Raw genomic sequence first — 17,600 nt, forward strand, 5'->3', positions numbered from 1 at the left:
CCGGTCGAACAATTGTTGTTGACATTGACCACCGGTATGCCGCTCATGCCCACTTGGTAGATGGCTTTTTGACCGCAGGTGGAGTCGCCGTAGACATACCCCGCAAATGCTTGCCGAACCAGACCATAGTCCAGCCCCGCATCGGCCAGCGCGCGTCGGGTTGCCTCGGCGCCCATCTTGTCATAGGTGTCGCTGGCACCGGGTTTGACGAACGGAATCATGCCAACGCCAGCAACAAATGATTTTTGAGTCATTTCTATCCTCAGGCCCAAGTGAAGAGGATTGATTATTGATCAAAGCCGCTTGTCAGCCGCTCATGTCGCGGTGGATCAGCTGATCTGCAAGTGGTCAAAGGCCCGCATATCGGGGACAACAAAACGTCCGCGCAATGACATCAGCGCAGCCCGGTGCAGGCCTGCGAGTTTGGTCAGCAGGTGCTCACCTTTCTCCAGCAGGTGAATTTCGATCCGTCGCCGATCTTCAGTGGAGCGACGGCGTTCCACCAGACCCATCGTCTCGCAGCGCGAAACCAGCGCAACCACGCCATGCTGTTGCGCCTGCAGACGTTCCGCCAGTTCGCCGACAGTCGCCCAATCCCGGTCGGGATAGTCGGTGCAAACTCCAACCATCGAGACGACTTGAGGCAACAAAAAACCCGTTGTTCCAGGAGAATCAACGGGTTATGAGATGTTTTGATGCGATCTGGGATGACCAGATGGAGCGGGTGATGGGAATCGAACCCACGCTATTTGCTTGGGAAGCAAAAGTTCTACCATTGAACTACACCCGCGTTTGTCGCAAGGAGGCACTAGTGTACATGCTCAGTGGCGTCAAACTTGACACTGGCCAGGCGCGCTGCCGGCCAGTCGCCGCGCCATTTATTTCAGGATGTCACCAATACACAGGTACTTGATTTCCACATAGTCGTCAATGCCGTGGTGCGAGCCTTCGCGGCCCAGGCCAGACTGCTTGACCCCGCCAAACGGCACATGCTCGGTGGCCAGAATGCCCACATTGATGCCAACCATGCCGTATTCCAGCGCCTCGCTCACGCGCCAGATTCGCCCGATGTCGCGGCTGTAGAAGTAGCTGGCCAGACCAAACTCGGTGTTGTTGGCGGCAAAGATGGCCTCGGCCTCGGTGTCAAACTTGAACACCGGGGCAAAGGGCCCGAAGGTTTCCTCCCGGGCGCACAGCATGTCGGCAGTGGCATCGGCCACCACGGTGGGCTCGAAGAACTGGCCTGACAGGCGTTTGCCACCCACCAGCAAGCGGGCGCCCTTGGCCACGGCGTCCTGCACGTGGCGTTCCACTTTTTGCAGTGCCGCTTCTTCAATCAGCGGGCCCTGGTTGACGCCTTCTTCAAAGCCGTTGCCGACCTTGGCGGTTTTGACCTTGGCAGCAAACTTGGTGACAAATTCGTCGTAAACGCCCGCCTGAACGTAAAAACGGTTGGAGCAGACGCAAGTCTGGCCGGCGTTGCGGTATTTGCTGGCAAACGCGCCTTCAACCGCGCTGTCGATGTCTGCGTCGTCAAACACGATGAAAGGCGCATTGCCGCCGAGTTCGAGTGACAGCTTTTTGACGGTGGGCGCGCTCTGCGCCATCAAAATGCGGCCGACTTCGGTGGAGCCGGTGAAGCTGATGTGGCGCACCACGTCGCTGGCGCACAGCACCTTGCCCACGGCAATCGAGTTGTCGGCGTCGGCGGTGAGCATGTTGAGCACACCGGGCGGAATGCCCGCGCGAATGGCCAGCTCAGCGGCCGCCAAAGCGGTGAGCGGTGTCAGTTCCGCCGGTTTGATGATCACCGTGCAGCCGGCCGCCAGCGCGGGGGCCACTTTGCGGGTGATCATGGCAATCGGGAAGTTCCACGGGGTGATGGCCGCGCACACGCCAATCGGCTGGCGCAGCACCAGCAGGCGGCGGTTGTTGTCGAACTGGGGCAGGGTTTCGCCGTTGATGCGCTTGGCCTCTTCGGCAAACCATTCGACAAAGCTGGCGCCGTAGGCCACTTCGCCCTTGGCCTCGGGCAGCGGCTTGCCTTGCTCGGCGGTCATGATGCGGCCCAGATCCTCCTGGTTCGCCATCAGCAAGTCATACCACCGGCGCAGGATGATGCTGCGCTCTTTGGCGGTCTTGTTGCGCCAGGCCGGCCAGGCGGCGTTGGCGGCGGCGATGGCATTCTCTGCGTCGGCCGGGCCGAGGTTGGCGACATCGGCCAGCTTCTTGCCGGTGGCGGGGTCTGTGATGTCAAAGCGGCTGTTGCCAGCGACCCAGTGGCCGTTGATCAGTGCATCGGTTTTCAGCAGGCTGGGGTCTATGAGCAAGGACAAGGGTGAAGTCATGTTGGGAATTCCAAAAAGGTGGTCTAACTTGTGAATATTAACGTCTGGTGACACCGGGCAGCACGCACAGCATTTCGTAGAGCAAATTTGCCCCCAGCAAGGCGGTATTGCCCGACGTGTCGTAGGCTGGCGAAACCTCCACCAGATCACCACCGACCAGGTTAAGCCCGTGGCAGCCGCGAATGATTTCCAGCGCCTGCGGCACGCTCAAGCCGCCGATCTCGGGCGTGCCGGTGCCACCCGCGTAGGCGGGGTCAATGCCGTCAATGTCAAAGCTCAGGTAGCAGGGGGCAGTGCCGATTTGCGCGCGAATTTTTGCCATCAGCGGTGCCAGCGACTGGTACCAGACCTCATGCGCCATCACCAGGGTAAAGCCCTGCTCGCGCGGCCAGTCAAAGTCGTCCCGGGCGTAACCGCTGCCGCGCAAGCCAATTTGGAACACCTTGTGGCAGTCCAGCAGGTTTTCTTCAACCGCGCGGCGAAACGGTGTGCCATGGGCAATGCGCTCGCCAAACATGTCGGCGTTCACATCGGCGTGTGCGTCCACATGCACCATGGCCACCGGGCCGTGCCTGGCGGCCATGGCGCGCAGGATGGGCAGCGCGATGGTGTGGTCGCCGCCCAGTGTCAGCGGCTTGCAGCCCTCGCGCAGCACCGTTTGGTAGAAGTCGGTGATGATGGGCAGGGATTTTTCGATCGAATAGGTGTTGATGGGCACATCGCCCAGATCGGCCACCTGCAAGGTGTCGAAGGGTGCGGCACCGGTGGCCATGTTGTAAGGGCGGATCAAGGATGATTCAGAGCGGATTTCGCGCGGACCGAAACGCGCGCCGGGCCGGTGGCTGGTGCCAATGTCGAGCGGCACACCGATGAAGGCGGCGTCCAGACCCTGTGCCGAGCTGGCCACCGGCAGGCGCATCATGCTGGCAATGCCGCCAAAACGCGGCATGGCATTGCCTGACAGGGGCTGATTTTTCATCGCCTTCTGCCGCGCAGCCACTCCAGCCCCAGCATCAGCGTGGTGGTGAAGATGATCAGCAGGGTGGCCACGGCCGCGATCGTGGGGTTGATGTTTTCACGAATGCCGGTGAACATCTGGCGCGGCAGCGTGACCTGGGTGGGCCCGGCGATAAAGAGGGTCACCACCACTTCGTCAAACGAGGTGGCAAAGGCAAACAGCGCGCCCGAGATCACACCCGGCGCAATGATGGGCAGGGTGACGCGGAAAAAGGTGGTGGTGTGGCCCGCGCCCAGGCTCAAGGAGGCGCGGATCAGGTTCTCGTTAAAGTTTTGCAGGGTGGCCAGCACCGTGGTCAGCACAAATGGCGCACCCAGTGCCGCGTGCACCAGCACCAGCCCCAGATAGGTGTCATTGATGCCAATGCGGGCAAAAAACAGGTAGGTGCTGACACCCACCACCACAATTGGCACCACCATTGGTGCAATCAGCAGGCTCATCAGCGCGCCTTTGCCCCAAAAGTTGACCCGCGCCAAACCCACGGCGGCCAGGGTGCCCAGAATGGTGGCGAGGATGGTGGCCAAGGGGGCCACGATGAAGCTGTTGCGCGTGGCGCGCGCCCATTCAGCCGAGCTGAACAGGTTGTCGTACCACTGCAGCGACCAACCCGGCATGGGGTAAGACAGGAACGAGCTGGCGCTGAATGAGAGCGGAATGATGACCAGAATGGGCAGCAGCAAAAAGACCAGCACCAGCGCGCCAACAACGCGAAGCAGGTACCAGCCAATCTTGTCGGGCAGGGTGGCGTAGGCCGGAAACATGGGGCGAGCAGGAAGTGACATGTGATTTACCCCATACTCAATTCAGTTTTCACCACACGGCGGTACAACGCGTACAGCACCAGTGTGGCACTCAGCAGCACGGCACCCAGGGCGCAGGCCATGCCCCAGTTCACGGTCACATTGGTGTACTGGGCAATGTAGTAGCTCAGCATCTGGTCATCGGCGCCGCCCAGCAGTGCCGGGGTCACGTAATAACCAATGCTCAGAATAAACACCAGCAGGCCGCCGGCACCAATGCCGGGGTAGGTTTGTGGCATATACACCCGGAAAAACGCCGCCAAGGGCGAACTGCCCAGTGACACGGCGGCACGCAAGTAGGTGGCGGGCACCGATTTCATCACGCTGTACAGCGGCAGAATCATGAACGGCAGCAGGATGTGCACCATGGCGATGATGACCCCCAGCCGGTTGAACAGCAGCGGCAGCGGTTCGCTGATGAAGCCGATTTCAAGCAAGGAGCGGTTCACCAGCCCGTTGGACTGCAACAGCACGATCCAGGCCGCCGAGCGCACCAGAATCGAGGTCCAGAACGGCACCAGCACCAGAATCATCAAAATGTTGGCCTGGCGCGGTGTCAGGGTAGACAGCCAGTAGGCCAGCGGGTAACCCAGCAGCAGACAAAAAATGGTCACCACGGCGCTGATGCTGAAGGTGCGCATCAGGATCTTGAAAAATGCCGCTGAGTCGGCGTCGACCTTGACGATGTCGCCTTCGATGTCGCGTTTCAGGTCAACGGCGGTCAGCAGGTAGTCGGGGGTCCAGCGCGAGCCATTTTTGGCAATCGCCTGCCAGTAGCCCAATTCAGCCCAGCGCGGGTCAATCTCAAGCATGCGGGCCTTGATTTGATCGGGGCTCAGGCCAGCGTCGAAGGGCAGGGCGCGGTAGGTGCTCATGACGAGTGAGCGTGCGCCGCTGATTTCACTGTTCAGACGGCGCGCCAGTCCGCCTGCATCGGATTGTTCGGCAATGGCGGCCAGGTCAGTGGCCAGGGCGGCGTAGGCGGTGTCGGGTGGGTTGGAGGTGCGGTCCCAGTTGTCGAGCACCGCCACGGTTTGCTTGAGCGTGCTGGCCACCTCCGGATTTTCCACAGCGCGCACCAGCAGCGCGCCAATCGGCACGATGAAGACGGCCAGCAGAAAAATCAGCAGGGGCAGGGTCAGAGAGATGGCAAAAGCTTTTTTGCGGCGCTGGGAGCGTCGCAATTGAACTGCGAGGTCTGTGGGAATCACAGTCGTGCTCAAGGTGGTCACAGCCATTGCCCTCTCTCCTTGGCGCTACTTACTGCGCGGCCCAGGCGGCAAAACGCTTTTCAAGCGCCTCACCCTGGTCGGCCCAGAAGCTCACGTTGAACTGCAGGGCCGTCTTGGCGTTGGCTGGCGCTGTCGGCAGGCCGGCCAGCACTTTGGCATCAAGCTTGGCGAGCGCCTTGGTGTTGGTCGGGCCGTAAGCGATGTTTTTGGCGTATTCAGCCTGGGCATCGGCGCTGCTGGCCAGGGCAATGAACTTCAGGGCGGCTTCCTTGTTGGGAGTGCCTTTTGGCATGACCCAGTAATCCAGGTCATAGATGCCACCGGTCCAGGTGATCTTGAGGTTTTTGCCTTCGCGCTGGGCGGCGTCAATGCGGCCGTTGTAGGCGGTGGTCATGACCACGTCACCCGCCACCAAAAACTGGGGCGGCTGGGCACCGGCTTCCCACCACTGAATGTTGGGCTTGAGTTCGGTGAGTTTCTTGAAGGCGCGGTCAGCACCCTCTTTGGTTTTGAGCACTTTGTACACGTCAGCCACCGGCACGCCGTCGGCCATCAGGGCAAATTCGACGTTGTAGCGGGCGCCCTTGCGCATGGCGCGTTTGCCGGCAAATTTCTTCACGTCCCAAAAATCTGCCCAGGTGGTGGGCGCAGTCTTGAGCTTGTCAGCGTCATAGGCCATCACGGTGGACCAGACAAAAGTGCCGATACCGCATTCATGAATGGCTGCGGGGGTGAAGTCGGCCTTGTTGCCGATCTTGCTGTAGTCGAGCTTCTCGAACAGACCTTCGTCGCAGCCGCGGGTCACGTCGGGGGATTCGACCTCAACCACGTCCCAGTTGACTTTTTTGGATTCGACCATGGCCTTGATCTTGGCTTGCTCGCCGTTGTATTCCACACCCACCACCTTGTTGCCGGTGGCTTTCTCATAGGGGGCAAAGTAGGCCACTTTTTGGGCGTTGCCGTTGGCGCCACCGAAGTTGACCACGGTCAACTGGGTCTGGGCTTGGACAGACAATGTAAACAGCGCGGCGCAGGCCGCAACCAGAGGGGTGAATTTCATGAAAGGTCTCCTTGGGGTTGAAAATAAACCGAAAAACGCATGCGGGTCAGGCATAAATCCGCAAATGCTCAGGGGGCAAAACCAGCCAGACAACATCACCGGCCTGCGGGATGTTGGGGCTGGAAAGCGCAATCTTGACGGTGGTTGGCACTTGCTTGTCAACCGAGCAACGCACCCGCAGATGGTCACCAAAGTAAATCAGGTCATTCACCTGCGCGCGCAGGCTGTTGGGAGGCGCGGGTTCACTGACCGGGCTGATGCGCGCGCGCTCCGGGCGAATGCAGGCTTGCACCGGGTAATTCAGTGGCGCGCCGTTGATGTCTTGCCCTTGCAGTTCGGTGCCGCACGGCAGACGCACCTTGCAGGTGCCACCGGCGCCACGCTCGGTGACGGTGATCTGTGCGTCCAGCACGGTGTTGTCACCGACAAAACTGGCCACAAAGCGGTTCTTCGGCGACTCATAAAGCGTGGTGACGGTGTCAATCTGCTGGATCAACCCGTCGTTGAACACCGCCACCCGGTCCGACATGGTGAGGGCTTCAGACTGGTCGTGGGTGACGTAGACAAAGGTCAAGCCGAGCTTGCGGTGCAACTCTTTGAGTTCGAGCTGCATGTGTTCGCGCAACTGCTTGTCGAGCGCGCCCAGCGGCTCGTCCATGAGCACCAGTTGCGGGTCAAACACCAGGGCGCGTGCCAGGGCAATGCGTTGTTGCTGGCCGCCCGAGAGCTGGCCGGGAAAACGCTCCCCTTTGCTGCCCATTTGCACCATGTCGAGCGCCCGTTTGACCTTGGCCTCACGCTCGGCCTTGCCAAACTTGCGCACGGTGAGCGGGTAGGCCACATTGTCGGCAATCGTCATGTGCGGAAACAGGGCATAGTTTTGAAACACCATGCCAAAGTTGCGCTTGTGCGGTGGCGTTCGGGTGATGGACTTGCCCGCCAGAAGAATTTCGCCCGAGGTGGGCGACTCAAAACCGGCCAGCATCATCAAGGTGGTGGTTTTGCCCGACCCTGACGGCCCCAGCAGCGACAGGAATTCGCCAGTCTGGATGTCAAGGTTCAGGTCGCGCACCACCAGGGTGCTGCCGTCATAGGTTTTTTGGACGCCGGTGAAGCGAACGAGGGGGTCAGACAAAGCCATTATTTGCTATTCTTTAAAAAGCACTTGATACCCGTGGAATATGGGCTGCAAGTTGTTTTAACCACGCAAATATCGTGCCAGTCAGGCTACCGCAGCCAGACAGGCTTCGATGATGTCCAGGCCTTCGTTGACGATGGCATCGCTGGCGGTCAATGGCACCAGAATGCGCACCACGTTGCCGTAAGTGCCGCAGGTCAGCAAGATCAGGCCGCGTTTGGTGGCCTCGGCGGCCAGGGCTTTGGCCAACTCTGCATTGGGTTGGTGCGCGTCGCCGTTTTTGCACAGTTCAATGGCCACCATGGCACCCAAACCGCGCACGTCGCTGATGCGTGGGTCTTTGGCGGCCATGGCTTTCAGCCTGGCGGTCATGTGCGCGCCCAGCGCGCGGCTGCGTTCCAGCAGGTTCTCTTTCTCAAAAATATCCAGCACGGCCAGTGCCGCAGCGCAGGCAATCGGGCTGCCGGCGTAGGTGCCACCCAGGCCGCCGGGGGCGGGGGCGTCCATCACTTCTGCACGCCCCACCACGCCGGAAATCGGGTAACCACCAGCCATGGACTTGGCCATGGTGATCATGTCAGGGGCGACGCCGCTTTGCTCGATGGCAAACCAGGTGCCGGTGCGGCCGGCCCCGGTCTGGATCTCGTCGGCAATCATCAAAATTCCGTGCTGGTCGCACAAGGCGCGCAGGCGCTGCAAAAACTCGGTGGGGGCCACATTGAAGCCGCCTTCACCCTGCACCGGCTCGACGATGATGGCAGCCACCCGACTGGCTTCCACGTCGTTTTTGAAGATCAATTCGATGGAGGCAATCGAGTCATCCACGCTCACGCCATGCGCGGCGTTGGGAAACTGGGCATGGAAAATCTCGTTCGGGAAGGGACCGAAGCCGAGCTTGTAGGGAGCCACCTTGCCCGTCAAGCCCAGGGTGAGCAGGGTGCGGCCGTGGTAACCGCTGGTGAACGCAATGATGGCGCTGCGCTTGGTGTGTGCGCGGGCAATCTTGATGGCGTTTTCAACTGCTTCGGCACCAGCCGTCAAAAACAGGGTCTTCTTGGCAAAGTTGCCGGGTGCCAGGGCGTTGATGCGCTCGGCCAGTTCCACATACGACTCGTAGGCCAGCACCTGAAAGCAGGTGTGTGTGAAGCGGTCGATCTGGTCCTTGACGGCCTGCATGATCTCGGGGTGGCAATGGCCGGTGTTCAGCACGGCGATGCCGCCGGCGAAGTCAATGTAGCGCCTTCCCTCCACGTCCCACACCTCGGCGTTTTCGCCGCGGGCAATGAACACCTCGTGGCTCTGACCCACGCCACGGGGAATGGCGGCCGCGCGGCGGGTCATCAGGGCGGCGTTGGTTTTTTGTGTCTTGGTAAGCATGGGTGTTACTCCTGGGCAGGGGGTTGGTGATGACAAAGTGATGGGACTGTAATGGTCATGTGATCTTGTAACCATATACAGTTAGGTCTTTTTTGAGGATGTACTGTGCAGCCCTGGAGGCCAATACAGACAAACCCTAACTCGAACCATGTTCACGCTCAACCCGCAAAGTACGACACCCCTGGTGCTGCAAATCGTGGATGGTTTTTGTGCCGCCATTGACGGCGGCGAGCTGCGCGCAGGCTCCAAGGCACCCTCGATCCGCCAGTTTGCCCATGCCCACAACGTGAGTGTTTTCACGGTGGTGGACGCCTATGACCGGTTGGTGGCGCGGGGCTACTTTGCCTCCAGGCCGCACTCGGGGTTTTTTGTCAAACAGCGACCCACTTCCATCACAGAGCTGCCGGGCCACGGGCCCAACTTCAGTTTTGATTCAATGTGGTACTTGCGGCGAATTTTTGAAAACCGGTCGCTGCGCATCAAGCCGGGTTGCGGCTGGTTGCCGGGCGACTGGCTGTTTCAGGAGGGCGTGCGGCGCGGCCTGCGCAGTCTGGCCGCAGAAGATGTTGATTTGAGTGGTTACGGCGAACCCAAGGGTTACCTGCCCCTGCGCAAGGTGGTGCGTGAACTGCTGGCCGAGCAAGAGATTGCAGTCACCGCAGAGCAGGTGCTGCTGACCCAGGGTTCCAGCCAGGCCATGGACCTGGTGGCGCGCCGCCTGGTGCGCCCCGGAGACGCGGTGCTGGTGGATGATCCGGGCTATCCCAATCTTTTGTTTTCTTTGCGGTTTCTGGGTGCGCGCCTGATCGGTGTGCCGCGCACCCCTTCAGGCTACGATCTGGCGGCGCTGGAGCGCCTGGTGGTTGAGGAACGGCCCAAGGTATTTTTTACCCAGCCGCGCCTGCAAAGCCCCACTGGCTCGATCGCCCAACTGGCGCATTTGCACCGGGTGATGCAGTTGGCCGACAAGCACGACTTTTTGGTGGTCGAGAACGACATTTACGCAGACCTGGACCCCGAGCCCCGGCCCTCGCTGGCCAGCCTGGATCAGTTGAACCGGGTGATTTACATCAGCAGTTTTTCCAAAACGATCTCGCCCAACATTCGCGTTGGCTACCTGGCCGCGAACCCGGATTTGCTTGAGGACCTGGCGCAACTCAAGATGATTTCGGGCCTGACCTCCAGCGAATTCAGCGAGCGCCTGGCCTATGAGGCGCAGACGGATGGGCGCAGTCGCAAGCACGTCAAGGGGCTGCGCGAACGCCTGGCCAAAGCGCATGTGAAGGCGGCATCAGACCTGATCAAAGCCGGCTTTGAGATCTTTTGTGAGCCCAAGGCGGGAATTTTTTTGTGGGCACGCCATCCGGCTGTGGCCGATTCGGCTGAACTGGCCTACAAGGCCGCCGAGCAGGATATTTTGCTGGGCCCCGGGCATCTGTTCAGCCCCGATCTGCAGACCAGTCCGTGGCTGCGTTTTAACGTGATCTTCTGTGATGAGCCGGCCCTGTTCGACTTTTTGGGGGCGCAATGCAAACCCCACTGATCACCTAAAATGGTGGGCTTTGTAACCCGCGCACCTGACGTGCTGCGGGTTCGTCCTTCGCTGCTGCCTTTACCCATCTCTGAAAACCAGGTCTCTCAAGCCATGAATTCAACCGTTGCCCCGGTCTCTGTTGCCGACATCCGCAAGACCTTTCTCGACTTTTTTGCCTCCAAGGGCCACACCGTGGTGGCCAGCAGCCCGCTGGTGCCTGGCAACGACCCCACGCTGATGTTCACCAACTCCGGCATGGTGCAGTTCAAGGACGTGTTTTTGGGGTCCGACAAGCGCAGTTACGTGCGCGCGGCCTCGGTGCAGGCCTGCCTGCGCGCGGGCGGCAAGCACAACGACCTGGAAAACGTGGGTTACACCGCGCGCCACCACACCTTTTTCGAGATGCTGGGCAACTGGAGCTTTGGCGACTATTTCAAGCGCGAGTCGCTCAAGTGGGCCTGGGAGTTGCTGACGGTGGTTTACAAACTGCCCGCAGAGCGCCTGCTGGCCACGGTCTATGAAGAAGATGACGAGGCCTATGACATCTGGACCAAAGAAATTGGCCTGCCACCCGAGCGTGTGATTCGCATTGGCGACAACAAGGGCGGGCGCTACAAGTCTGACAACTTTTGGATGATGGCCGACACCGGCCCCTGCGGCCCCTGCAGTGAGATTTTCTACGACCACGGCGATCATATTCCGGGCGGCCCGCCGGGCAGCCCCGATGAAGACGGTGACCGCTTCATCGAGATCTGGAACAACGTGTTCATGCAGTTCAACATGGCCGACGACGGCTCGGTCACACCACTGCCCGCGCCCTGCGTGGACACCGGCATGGGCCTGGAGCGCCTGGCCGCCATCTTGCAGCATGTGCACAGCAACTACGAAATTGACCTGTTCGATGCGCTGATCAAGGCCGCCGCGCGTGAAACCCGTTGCGCAGACCTGGGCAACAACTCGCTCAAGGTGATTGCCGACCACATTCGTGCCACCGCGTTTCTGGTGAGCGACGGCGTGTTGCCGGGCAATGAAGGGCGTGGTTATGTGCAGCGCCGCATCATCCGCCGCGCCATTCGCCATGGCTACAAGTTGGGCCAGAAGACCCCGTTTTTTCACAAGCTGGTGCCAGATCTGGTGGCCGTGATGGGCGATGCCTACCCCAGCCTGGCGGCCCAGGCTGACCGCATCATGGACGTGCTGCGCGTCGAGGAAGAGCGCTTTTACGAGACCCTTGAAGTCGGCATGCAGATCCTGGACGAGGCACTCGCCGGGGGCGTCAAGGTCTTGCCCGGTGATGTGGCATTCAAGCTGCACGACACCTTCGGTTTTCCGCTCGACCTGTCGGCCGATGTTTGCCGCGAGCGCGGCCTTAGTGTGGATGCGGCTGGCTTCAACGCTGCCATGGAAAGGCAAAAGGCCCAGGGCCGCGCCGCAGGCAAGTTCAAAATGGACAAGGCGCTGGACTACACCGGCGCTGGCAATGTGTTTGTCGGCTACGACCAGTTGACGGCAAGCACCGAGGTGGTGGCGATCTACGTCGATGGTGCCAGCACCACCGACATCAAGGCGGGCCAAAACGGGGTGCTGGTGCTGGCCACCACGCCGTTTTACAGCGAGAGCGGCGGGCAGGTGGGTGATGCCGGTGCCGTTTTTTGCGACCACGCGCTGTTTGAGGTGCAGGACACCCAAAAAATCAAGGCCGATGTGTTTGGCCACCACGGCACGCTCGCGGCCGGCGCGCTCAAGGTGGGCGACACCGTCACGGCCCATGTCAACACCTCATTGCGCTTGGCCACACAGCGCAACCACTCGGTCACGCACCTGATGCACAAGGCCCTGCGCGACGTGTTGGGCGGCCATGTGCAGCAAAAGGGCAGCCTGGTCAATGCCGAGCGCACACGCTTTGACTTTGCCCACAATGCGCCGGTGACCGACGCAGAAATCCGCGAGATCGAGGCCCGCGTGAATGCCGAGATTTTGGCCAATGCCGCCACCCAGGCCCAGGTGATGGACATCGAATCGGCGCAAAAAACCGGGGCCATGATGCTGTTTGGCGAGAAATACGGTGAGTCTGTGCGAGTGCTGGACATTGGCAGCAGCCGCGAGTTGTGCGGCGGCACCCATGTGCAGCGCACGGGTGATATTGGCTTGTTCAGCATCACTGCAGAAGGCGGCGTGGCCTCCGGCGTGCGCCGCATTGAGGCGGTGACCGGCACCAACGCGCTAGCCTATGTGCAGGGCATGGAAACCATGCTTGGCGGCATTGCCGGCACGCTCAAGGTGATGCCCAACGAAGTGTCGGCCCGCGTGGGCGCGATGCTGGAGCAAATGCGTGATCTGGAGAAAGAACTCACCGCGCTCAAAGGCAAGCTGGCCTCTGCGCAGGGTGATGAACTGGTGAACCAGGCGGTTGAGGTGAAGGGCGTCAAGGTGCTGGCAGCCCGGCTTGAAGGCGGTGATGCCCGCACGCTGCGCGACACCATGGACAAGCTCAAGGACAAGCTGAAAACCGCCGTGATCGTGCTGGGTGTGGTGGACGGTGCCAAGGTGCAAATCGCCGTGGGTGTGACCGCAGACACCACGGCCAGGGTCAAGGCTGGAGAACTGGTCAACTTTGTGGCGGCGCAAGTCGGCGGCAAGGGCGGCGGCAAAGCTGACATGGCCATGGCCGGCGGCACCGAGCCCGCCAAACTGGCGGAAGCCCTGGCCAGCGTGCAGGGCTGGCTCGAACCCAGGCTGTGATGAACGCCGCCGCTGAACCCATTTTTTGGCTTTAACTGGATCAATATCCCATGAGTGCTTTTTTGAATGAAACCGTTTTAAGCGTCCACCACTGGACTGACCGGCTGTTCAGCTTTACCACCACGCGTGACGAAACGCTGCGCTTCTCCAATGGTCACTTCACCATGATCGGCCTGCGGGTGGACGGCAAACCGCTGCTGCGCGCCTACAGCATCGTCAGCGCCAACTACGAAGACCACCTGGAGTTTCTGAGCATCAAGGTGCAGGACGGGCCGCTCACATCGCGGCTGCAGCACATCAAGGTGGGCGACAAAATCGTGGTCGGCAAGAAACCCACTGGCACGTTGTTGATTGACTACCTGCTGCCCGGCAAAAATTTGTACCTGTTTGGCACCGGCACCGGCCTGGCCCCGTTTTTGAGCATCGTTCGCGATCCTGACACTTACGAAAAGTTTGAAAAAGTCATCCTGGTGCACGGCGTGCGCCAGGTGGCCGAGTTGGCATATCACGACTATCTGACGCTGGAATTGCCCGAGCATGAGTTTCTGGGTGACATGGTGACCGCGCAAATGCTTTACTACCCCACGGTGACGCGCGAGCCCTACAAGAACCAGGGCCGCATCACCGATCTGATTGAGTCGGGCAAACTGCAAGCTGACCTGGGCTTGCCAAAATTTGACCCGGCCACAGACCGCGCCATGCTGTGCGGCAGCCCGGCCTTGCTCAAGGATTTGAAGCATATTCTGGAGAAGCGGGGTTTCCTGGAAGGAAACACCACCAAGCAGGGTGACTTTGTGGTCGAACGCGCCTTTGTGGAACAGTGAGCATGAGTTATCACCTTTACGCCATTGGCAACGCGCTGGTCGACACCGAATACGAGGTTTCTGACGAACAGTTGCAGGCGGCCGGTGTTGAAAAGCGCCACATGACGCTCATTGACGGCCCTCGCCGCGCCGAACTCCTCAAGCATGTGCACAGCGTCAAGTCGCACCGCACGGGCGGCGGGTCGGCTGGCAATACCGTGGTGGCACTGGCGCAGCTCGGGGGCAGGGCGTTTTACTCTTGCCGGGTGGCCGATGACGAACTGGGCGACTTCTACACCAAAGACCTGATCGCCAACGGCGTCGCCACCAACCTCACCCACACCAAACCGCCCGAGGGCCAAACCGGCAGCTGCCTGGTGATGGTGACGCCCGATGCCGAGCGCAGCATGAGCACTTTTCTGGGGGCCACGGCCGACCTTGACGAGTCGGCGCTGCACCCGCACGATATCGTCAAGGCCCGTGTCTATTACATGGAAGGCTACCTGGCCGCCTCGCCGTCAGGCCTGGCCGCTGCCATCAAGGGGCGCGCCATTGCCGCACAGGCGGGGGTCAAGCTGGCCACCACGCTGAGCGACATGAGCATGATCAATTTTTGCCGCCCCGGGCTGGATGCCATGGTTGGCACTGACCTGGACTTTTTGTTCTGCAACGAGGAAGAAGCCCAGGTGTGGTGCGGTACCACCGATTTGGCAATCATCTGCCAGCAGCTCGGGCAACAGGCGCACACCGTCTGCTTGACGCGCAGTGCCAAGGGTTGTCTGGTGCTTGACGCCGGCCAGGTGACCGAGGTGCCAGCGGCACCGGTTAAAGCCATCGACACCAACGGGGCGGGCGACATGTTTGCCGGCGCCTTTTTGTATGCGGTGACGCACGGCCACAGCCATGCGCATGCCGCCTGGCTGGCCAATCAATGCGCCGGCCGCGTCGTGTCCCAATACGGCAACCGCCTCAGTCATGATGCGATGCACGGTCTGAAAGCCGACTTTGCGCAATATGGTGCCGTAAATTAAGGCGCAAGCCATCCTTGCGAAGTCATGGTGCGAAGACGCTGAACATGCCGGATGCAACGCCGGCCTTTAGGGTTTTCGTTAAGCGTCCGTTCAGGTTTAAGCGTTAAACTCCCACCATAGCAGGGCTGGCTGCAAATATTTTTGTTCAACTTTAAAGGAAAATTTCCTATGACGACACGTCGCGTATTCATGATGCAATCTGTGGTTGGTGCCAGCGTTTTGGCTTCCGGTACGGTGATGGCGGCCGCTCCCATGGTGGCAGAGACCGATGCCAATGCCAAGGGCTTGGGCTATGTGGCTGACACCACCAAGGCAGACGCCAAGAAATACCCCAAGCACACTGCCGCACAGCTGTGCAACAACTGCGCCCTGTTCCAAGGCAAGGCTGCTGATGCTGCCGGTGGTTGCCCGCTGTTTGCTGGCAAGCAAGTGGCCGGCAAGGGTTGGTGCAGTGCCTGGGCCAAAAAGGCATAAGCACGCAACTGGATTTATCCGGTACTCGCAAAACCCACCCTCGCGGTGGGTTTTGTTTTTGGGCCTGGTGCATCAGGGCAATGCGAAATTTCGGATAATCTGGCCATGAATCCAACACTCAATGCTGATCCGGCCGAGCTGGCCAAATTTTCCGACCTGGCCCACCGCTGGTGGGATGCCGATGGCGAGTTTCGCCCGCTGCACCAGATCAACCCCTTGCGCTTGGCATGGATGAAAGAGCTTTGTGTTCTTCAGGACAAAGACGCGCTTGATGTGGGTTGCGGCGGCGGCATATTGACCGACTCGCTGGCTCGCTCTGGCGCCAAGGCGACCGGCATCGACCTGTCCACCAAAGCGTTGCGCATTGCCCAGTTGCACGCCATGGACGCCCAAACCGAAAACGTGCAATACCGCGAGATCAGCGCCGAGGCCATGGCGCTGGAGCAGCCCGCGGGTTTTGATGTGGTGACCTGCATGGAAATGCTCGAGCATGTGCCTGACCCGGCTTCTGTGGTGCAGGCCTGCGCCACCCTGGTCAAGCCAGGCGGCTGGGTATTTTTCTCTACGCTCAACCGCAACCCCATGTCCTTCCTGCAGGCGATCGTGGGGGCTGAATATGTGCTCAACATGTTGCCGCGCGGCACCCACGAATTTGCCAAGTTCATCCGTCCCAGCGAGTTGGCAAGCTATTGCCGCCGCGCCGGCCTGGATGTCATGCATACGAAGGGTTTGTCGTTTAACCCGCTAACCCAGCGCTATTGGCTCAACAGCAATACCAGCGTCAATTACCTGCTGGCCACCCAAAAACCGGCGAGTTTGCCAGCGTGACGGCGCAGCAGGCCCGGTTTGCCAATGTGCAAGCGGTGCTTTTCGACCTGGATGGCACGCTGATCGACAGCGCTCCTGATCTGGCTGCCGCAGCCGATGCCATGCGTCTGGCGCGCGGACTGCCATCACTGCCGCTGGCGCAGTACCGACCCATGGCCGGCGCCGGCGCCCGCGGCCTGCTCGCCGTGGCGTTTGGCATGACCCCCGAGCACGCTGACTACATGACCCTGCGGGAAGAGTTCTTTTGCAACTATGAGCGCAGCCTGACCCAGCGCACCCAGATATTTGACGGCGTGCCCGAGTTGCTGGAGTCCTTTGTCAATCAGGGCGTCAAGTGGGGCGTGGTGACCAACAAAGCCGAGCGCTTCACTTTGCCACTGACGGGCTCGATGGCCTTGTTTGCAACGGCAGGCGCCATTGTGAGCGGCGACACCACACCCCACGCCAAGCCGCATCCGGCCCCCTTGCTGGAGGCAGCCCGGCGTATGGGTGTGGACGCCAGCCGCTGCGTGTATGTGGGCGACGATGAACGTGACATCGTGGCCGGTCTGGCCGCCGGAATGGTCACCGTGGCGGTCACCTACGGCTACCTTGGGGCGCAGGCCGACACGAGCCGGTGGGGCGCAAACGCCACAATTAATTATGTGAATGAACTGTTGCCGCTATTGCAATTTTGCAGCACAGCCTAAAATAGCGTTCTGGGGCTGCACTGGTTTCGACGTGGATTCGGACGCGCAGCAGGGCATGTCGAGCTGAATGCGCTCGTAAAACTGATTCAAAAAAACTAACTGCAAACGACGAACGTTTCGCACTCGCTGCTTAATTGCACGTGAGCCTCACAACAGTCAGCCGATCGGCTGGGCAAGGGTAGCGCAAGCTGTCCAGGCTGTGGGGTAATTTCATTCGGCTGGGCCCGCCTTGGGTAACTTAGGGTGGGTCGAGAAAATAGGTTGCTGGCGATTTGCATAGCGTGCCACTGCGCGATGTGAAAAGCGAGATCCAAATCAGACGGCTACACATGTAGAACTGTTCGAAGAAGGTTTGCGGACGCGGGTTCAAATCCCGCCAGCTCCACCATTACCCTGTGATAAAGGCCGCTAAGGACATACACTTAGCGGCCTTTTTCTTTTGTAAATCAATGAGTTATTCGATAGCAAGGGCTAACGAGGGCTATTGACAGCCAGGCCGAAAGCGGGGAACATATCGGGGAACGGA

The 17,600-nt window shown here is 60.3% G+C and carries 14 protein-coding genes, 1 tRNA gene, 1 other RNA gene and 2 pseudogenes; 8 read left to right on the forward strand and 10 right to left on the reverse strand.

Features of this window, described 5'->3' with window-relative positions; all coding sequences use genetic code 11:
- The 10 genes and pseudogenes from GPS82_RS08450 to gabT form a co-directional block, all read right to left on the reverse strand.
- Window positions 1–254: pseudogene (locus GPS82_RS08450) on the reverse strand (lipid-transfer protein); the annotation flags it as partial.
- Window positions 255–329: 75 nt separating this feature from the next.
- Window positions 330–608 (reverse strand): annotated as a pseudogene (locus GPS82_RS08455) (MarR family winged helix-turn-helix transcriptional regulator); the annotation flags it as partial.
- Between the two features lie 108 nt (window positions 609–716).
- Window positions 717–790, reverse strand: a tRNA-Gly gene (locus tag GPS82_RS08460).
- 88 nt (window positions 791–878) lie between these two features.
- Entirely contained in the window at window positions 879–2,357 is a 1,479-nt protein-coding gene (locus GPS82_RS08465) for an NAD-dependent succinate-semialdehyde dehydrogenase (RefSeq protein ID WP_296493338.1), read from the reverse strand.
- 28 nt (window positions 2,358–2,385) lie between these two features.
- Window positions 2,386–3,327 carry an agmatinase gene (gene speB, locus GPS82_RS08470; RefSeq protein ID WP_296493315.1) on the reverse strand — a complete coding sequence of 314 codons (942 nt, stop codon included), beginning with the start codon at window positions 3,325–3,327 and terminating at the stop codon, window positions 2,386–2,388.
- Window positions 3,324–4,148: an ABC transporter permease gene (locus GPS82_RS08475; protein ID WP_296493318.1), complete on the reverse strand. Its 825-nt coding sequence runs from the start codon at window positions 4,146–4,148 to the stop codon at window positions 3,324–3,326. The genes speB and GPS82_RS08475 overlap by 4 nt, the downstream gene beginning before the upstream one ends.
- Window positions 4,149–4,153: 5 nt before the next feature.
- The gene (locus GPS82_RS08480) at window positions 4,154–5,404 is read right to left on the reverse strand and encodes an ABC transporter permease (RefSeq protein WP_296493320.1); all 1,251 of its coding nucleotides are present in this window, start codon (window positions 5,402–5,404) and stop codon (window positions 4,154–4,156) included.
- Between the two features lie 22 nt (window positions 5,405–5,426).
- Window positions 5,427–6,458, reverse strand: coding sequence for an ABC transporter substrate-binding protein (locus GPS82_RS08485; protein ID WP_296493322.1), 1,032 nt, complete (start codon window positions 6,456–6,458; stop codon window positions 5,427–5,429).
- A 46-nt stretch (window positions 6,459–6,504) separates the two neighbouring features.
- Window positions 6,505–7,599, reverse strand: coding sequence for an ABC transporter ATP-binding protein (locus GPS82_RS08490; protein ID WP_296493324.1), 1,095 nt, complete (start codon window positions 7,597–7,599; stop codon window positions 6,505–6,507).
- 81 nt (window positions 7,600–7,680) lie between these two features.
- The gene (gene gabT / locus GPS82_RS08495) at window positions 7,681–8,973 is read right to left on the reverse strand and encodes a 4-aminobutyrate--2-oxoglutarate transaminase (RefSeq protein ID WP_296493326.1); all 1,293 of its coding nucleotides are present in this window, start codon (window positions 8,971–8,973) and stop codon (window positions 7,681–7,683) included.
- A gap of 148 nt (window positions 8,974–9,121) precedes the next feature.
- Here gabT and GPS82_RS08500 point away from each other — a divergent pair, with 148 nt between their 5' ends.
- From GPS82_RS08500 to ssrA, 8 genes are all read left to right on the forward strand, one after another.
- Window positions 9,122–10,516: a PLP-dependent aminotransferase family protein gene (locus tag GPS82_RS08500; protein WP_296493328.1), complete on the forward strand. Its 1,395-nt coding sequence runs from the start codon at window positions 9,122–9,124 to the stop codon at window positions 10,514–10,516.
- A gap of 102 nt (window positions 10,517–10,618) precedes the next feature.
- Window positions 10,619–13,249: an alanine--tRNA ligase gene (gene alaS / locus GPS82_RS08505; RefSeq protein ID WP_296493330.1), complete on the forward strand. Its 2,631-nt coding sequence runs from the start codon at window positions 10,619–10,621 to the stop codon at window positions 13,247–13,249.
- Between the two features lie 50 nt (window positions 13,250–13,299).
- Entirely contained in the window at window positions 13,300–14,073 is a 774-nt protein-coding gene (locus tag GPS82_RS08510; RefSeq protein WP_296493332.1) for a ferredoxin--NADP reductase, read from the forward strand.
- 2 nt (window positions 14,074–14,075) lie between these two features.
- Window positions 14,076–15,083, forward strand: a complete 1,008-nt coding sequence (locus GPS82_RS08515; protein ID WP_296493333.1) for an adenosine kinase — start codon at window positions 14,076–14,078, stop codon at window positions 15,081–15,083.
- Window positions 15,084–15,251: 168 nt separating this feature from the next.
- Complete coding sequence (locus GPS82_RS08520) at window positions 15,252–15,557, forward strand: high-potential iron-sulfur protein (protein WP_296493335.1); 306 nt, start codon at window positions 15,252–15,254, stop codon at window positions 15,555–15,557.
- 105 nt (window positions 15,558–15,662) lie between these two features.
- Window positions 15,663–16,385, forward strand: a complete 723-nt coding sequence (gene ubiG / locus GPS82_RS08525; protein WP_296493337.1) for a bifunctional 2-polyprenyl-6-hydroxyphenol methylase/3-demethylubiquinol 3-O-methyltransferase UbiG — start codon at window positions 15,663–15,665, stop codon at window positions 16,383–16,385.
- Window positions 16,382–17,074, forward strand: a complete 693-nt coding sequence (locus GPS82_RS08530) for an HAD-IA family hydrolase (RefSeq protein WP_296493340.1) — start codon at window positions 16,382–16,384, stop codon at window positions 17,072–17,074. Before ubiG ends, GPS82_RS08530 begins: the two co-directional genes overlap by 4 nt.
- Window positions 17,075–17,085: 11 nt before the next feature.
- Window positions 17,086–17,462: a transfer-messenger RNA gene (gene ssrA, locus GPS82_RS08535) on the forward strand.
- Window positions 17,463–17,600: the final 138 nt, after the last annotated feature.

Origin of the sequence: Rhodoferax sp. (assembly GCF_011391645.1) — a bacterium.
Taxonomy (GTDB): domain Bacteria; phylum Pseudomonadota; class Gammaproteobacteria; order Burkholderiales; family Burkholderiaceae_C; genus Rhodoferax.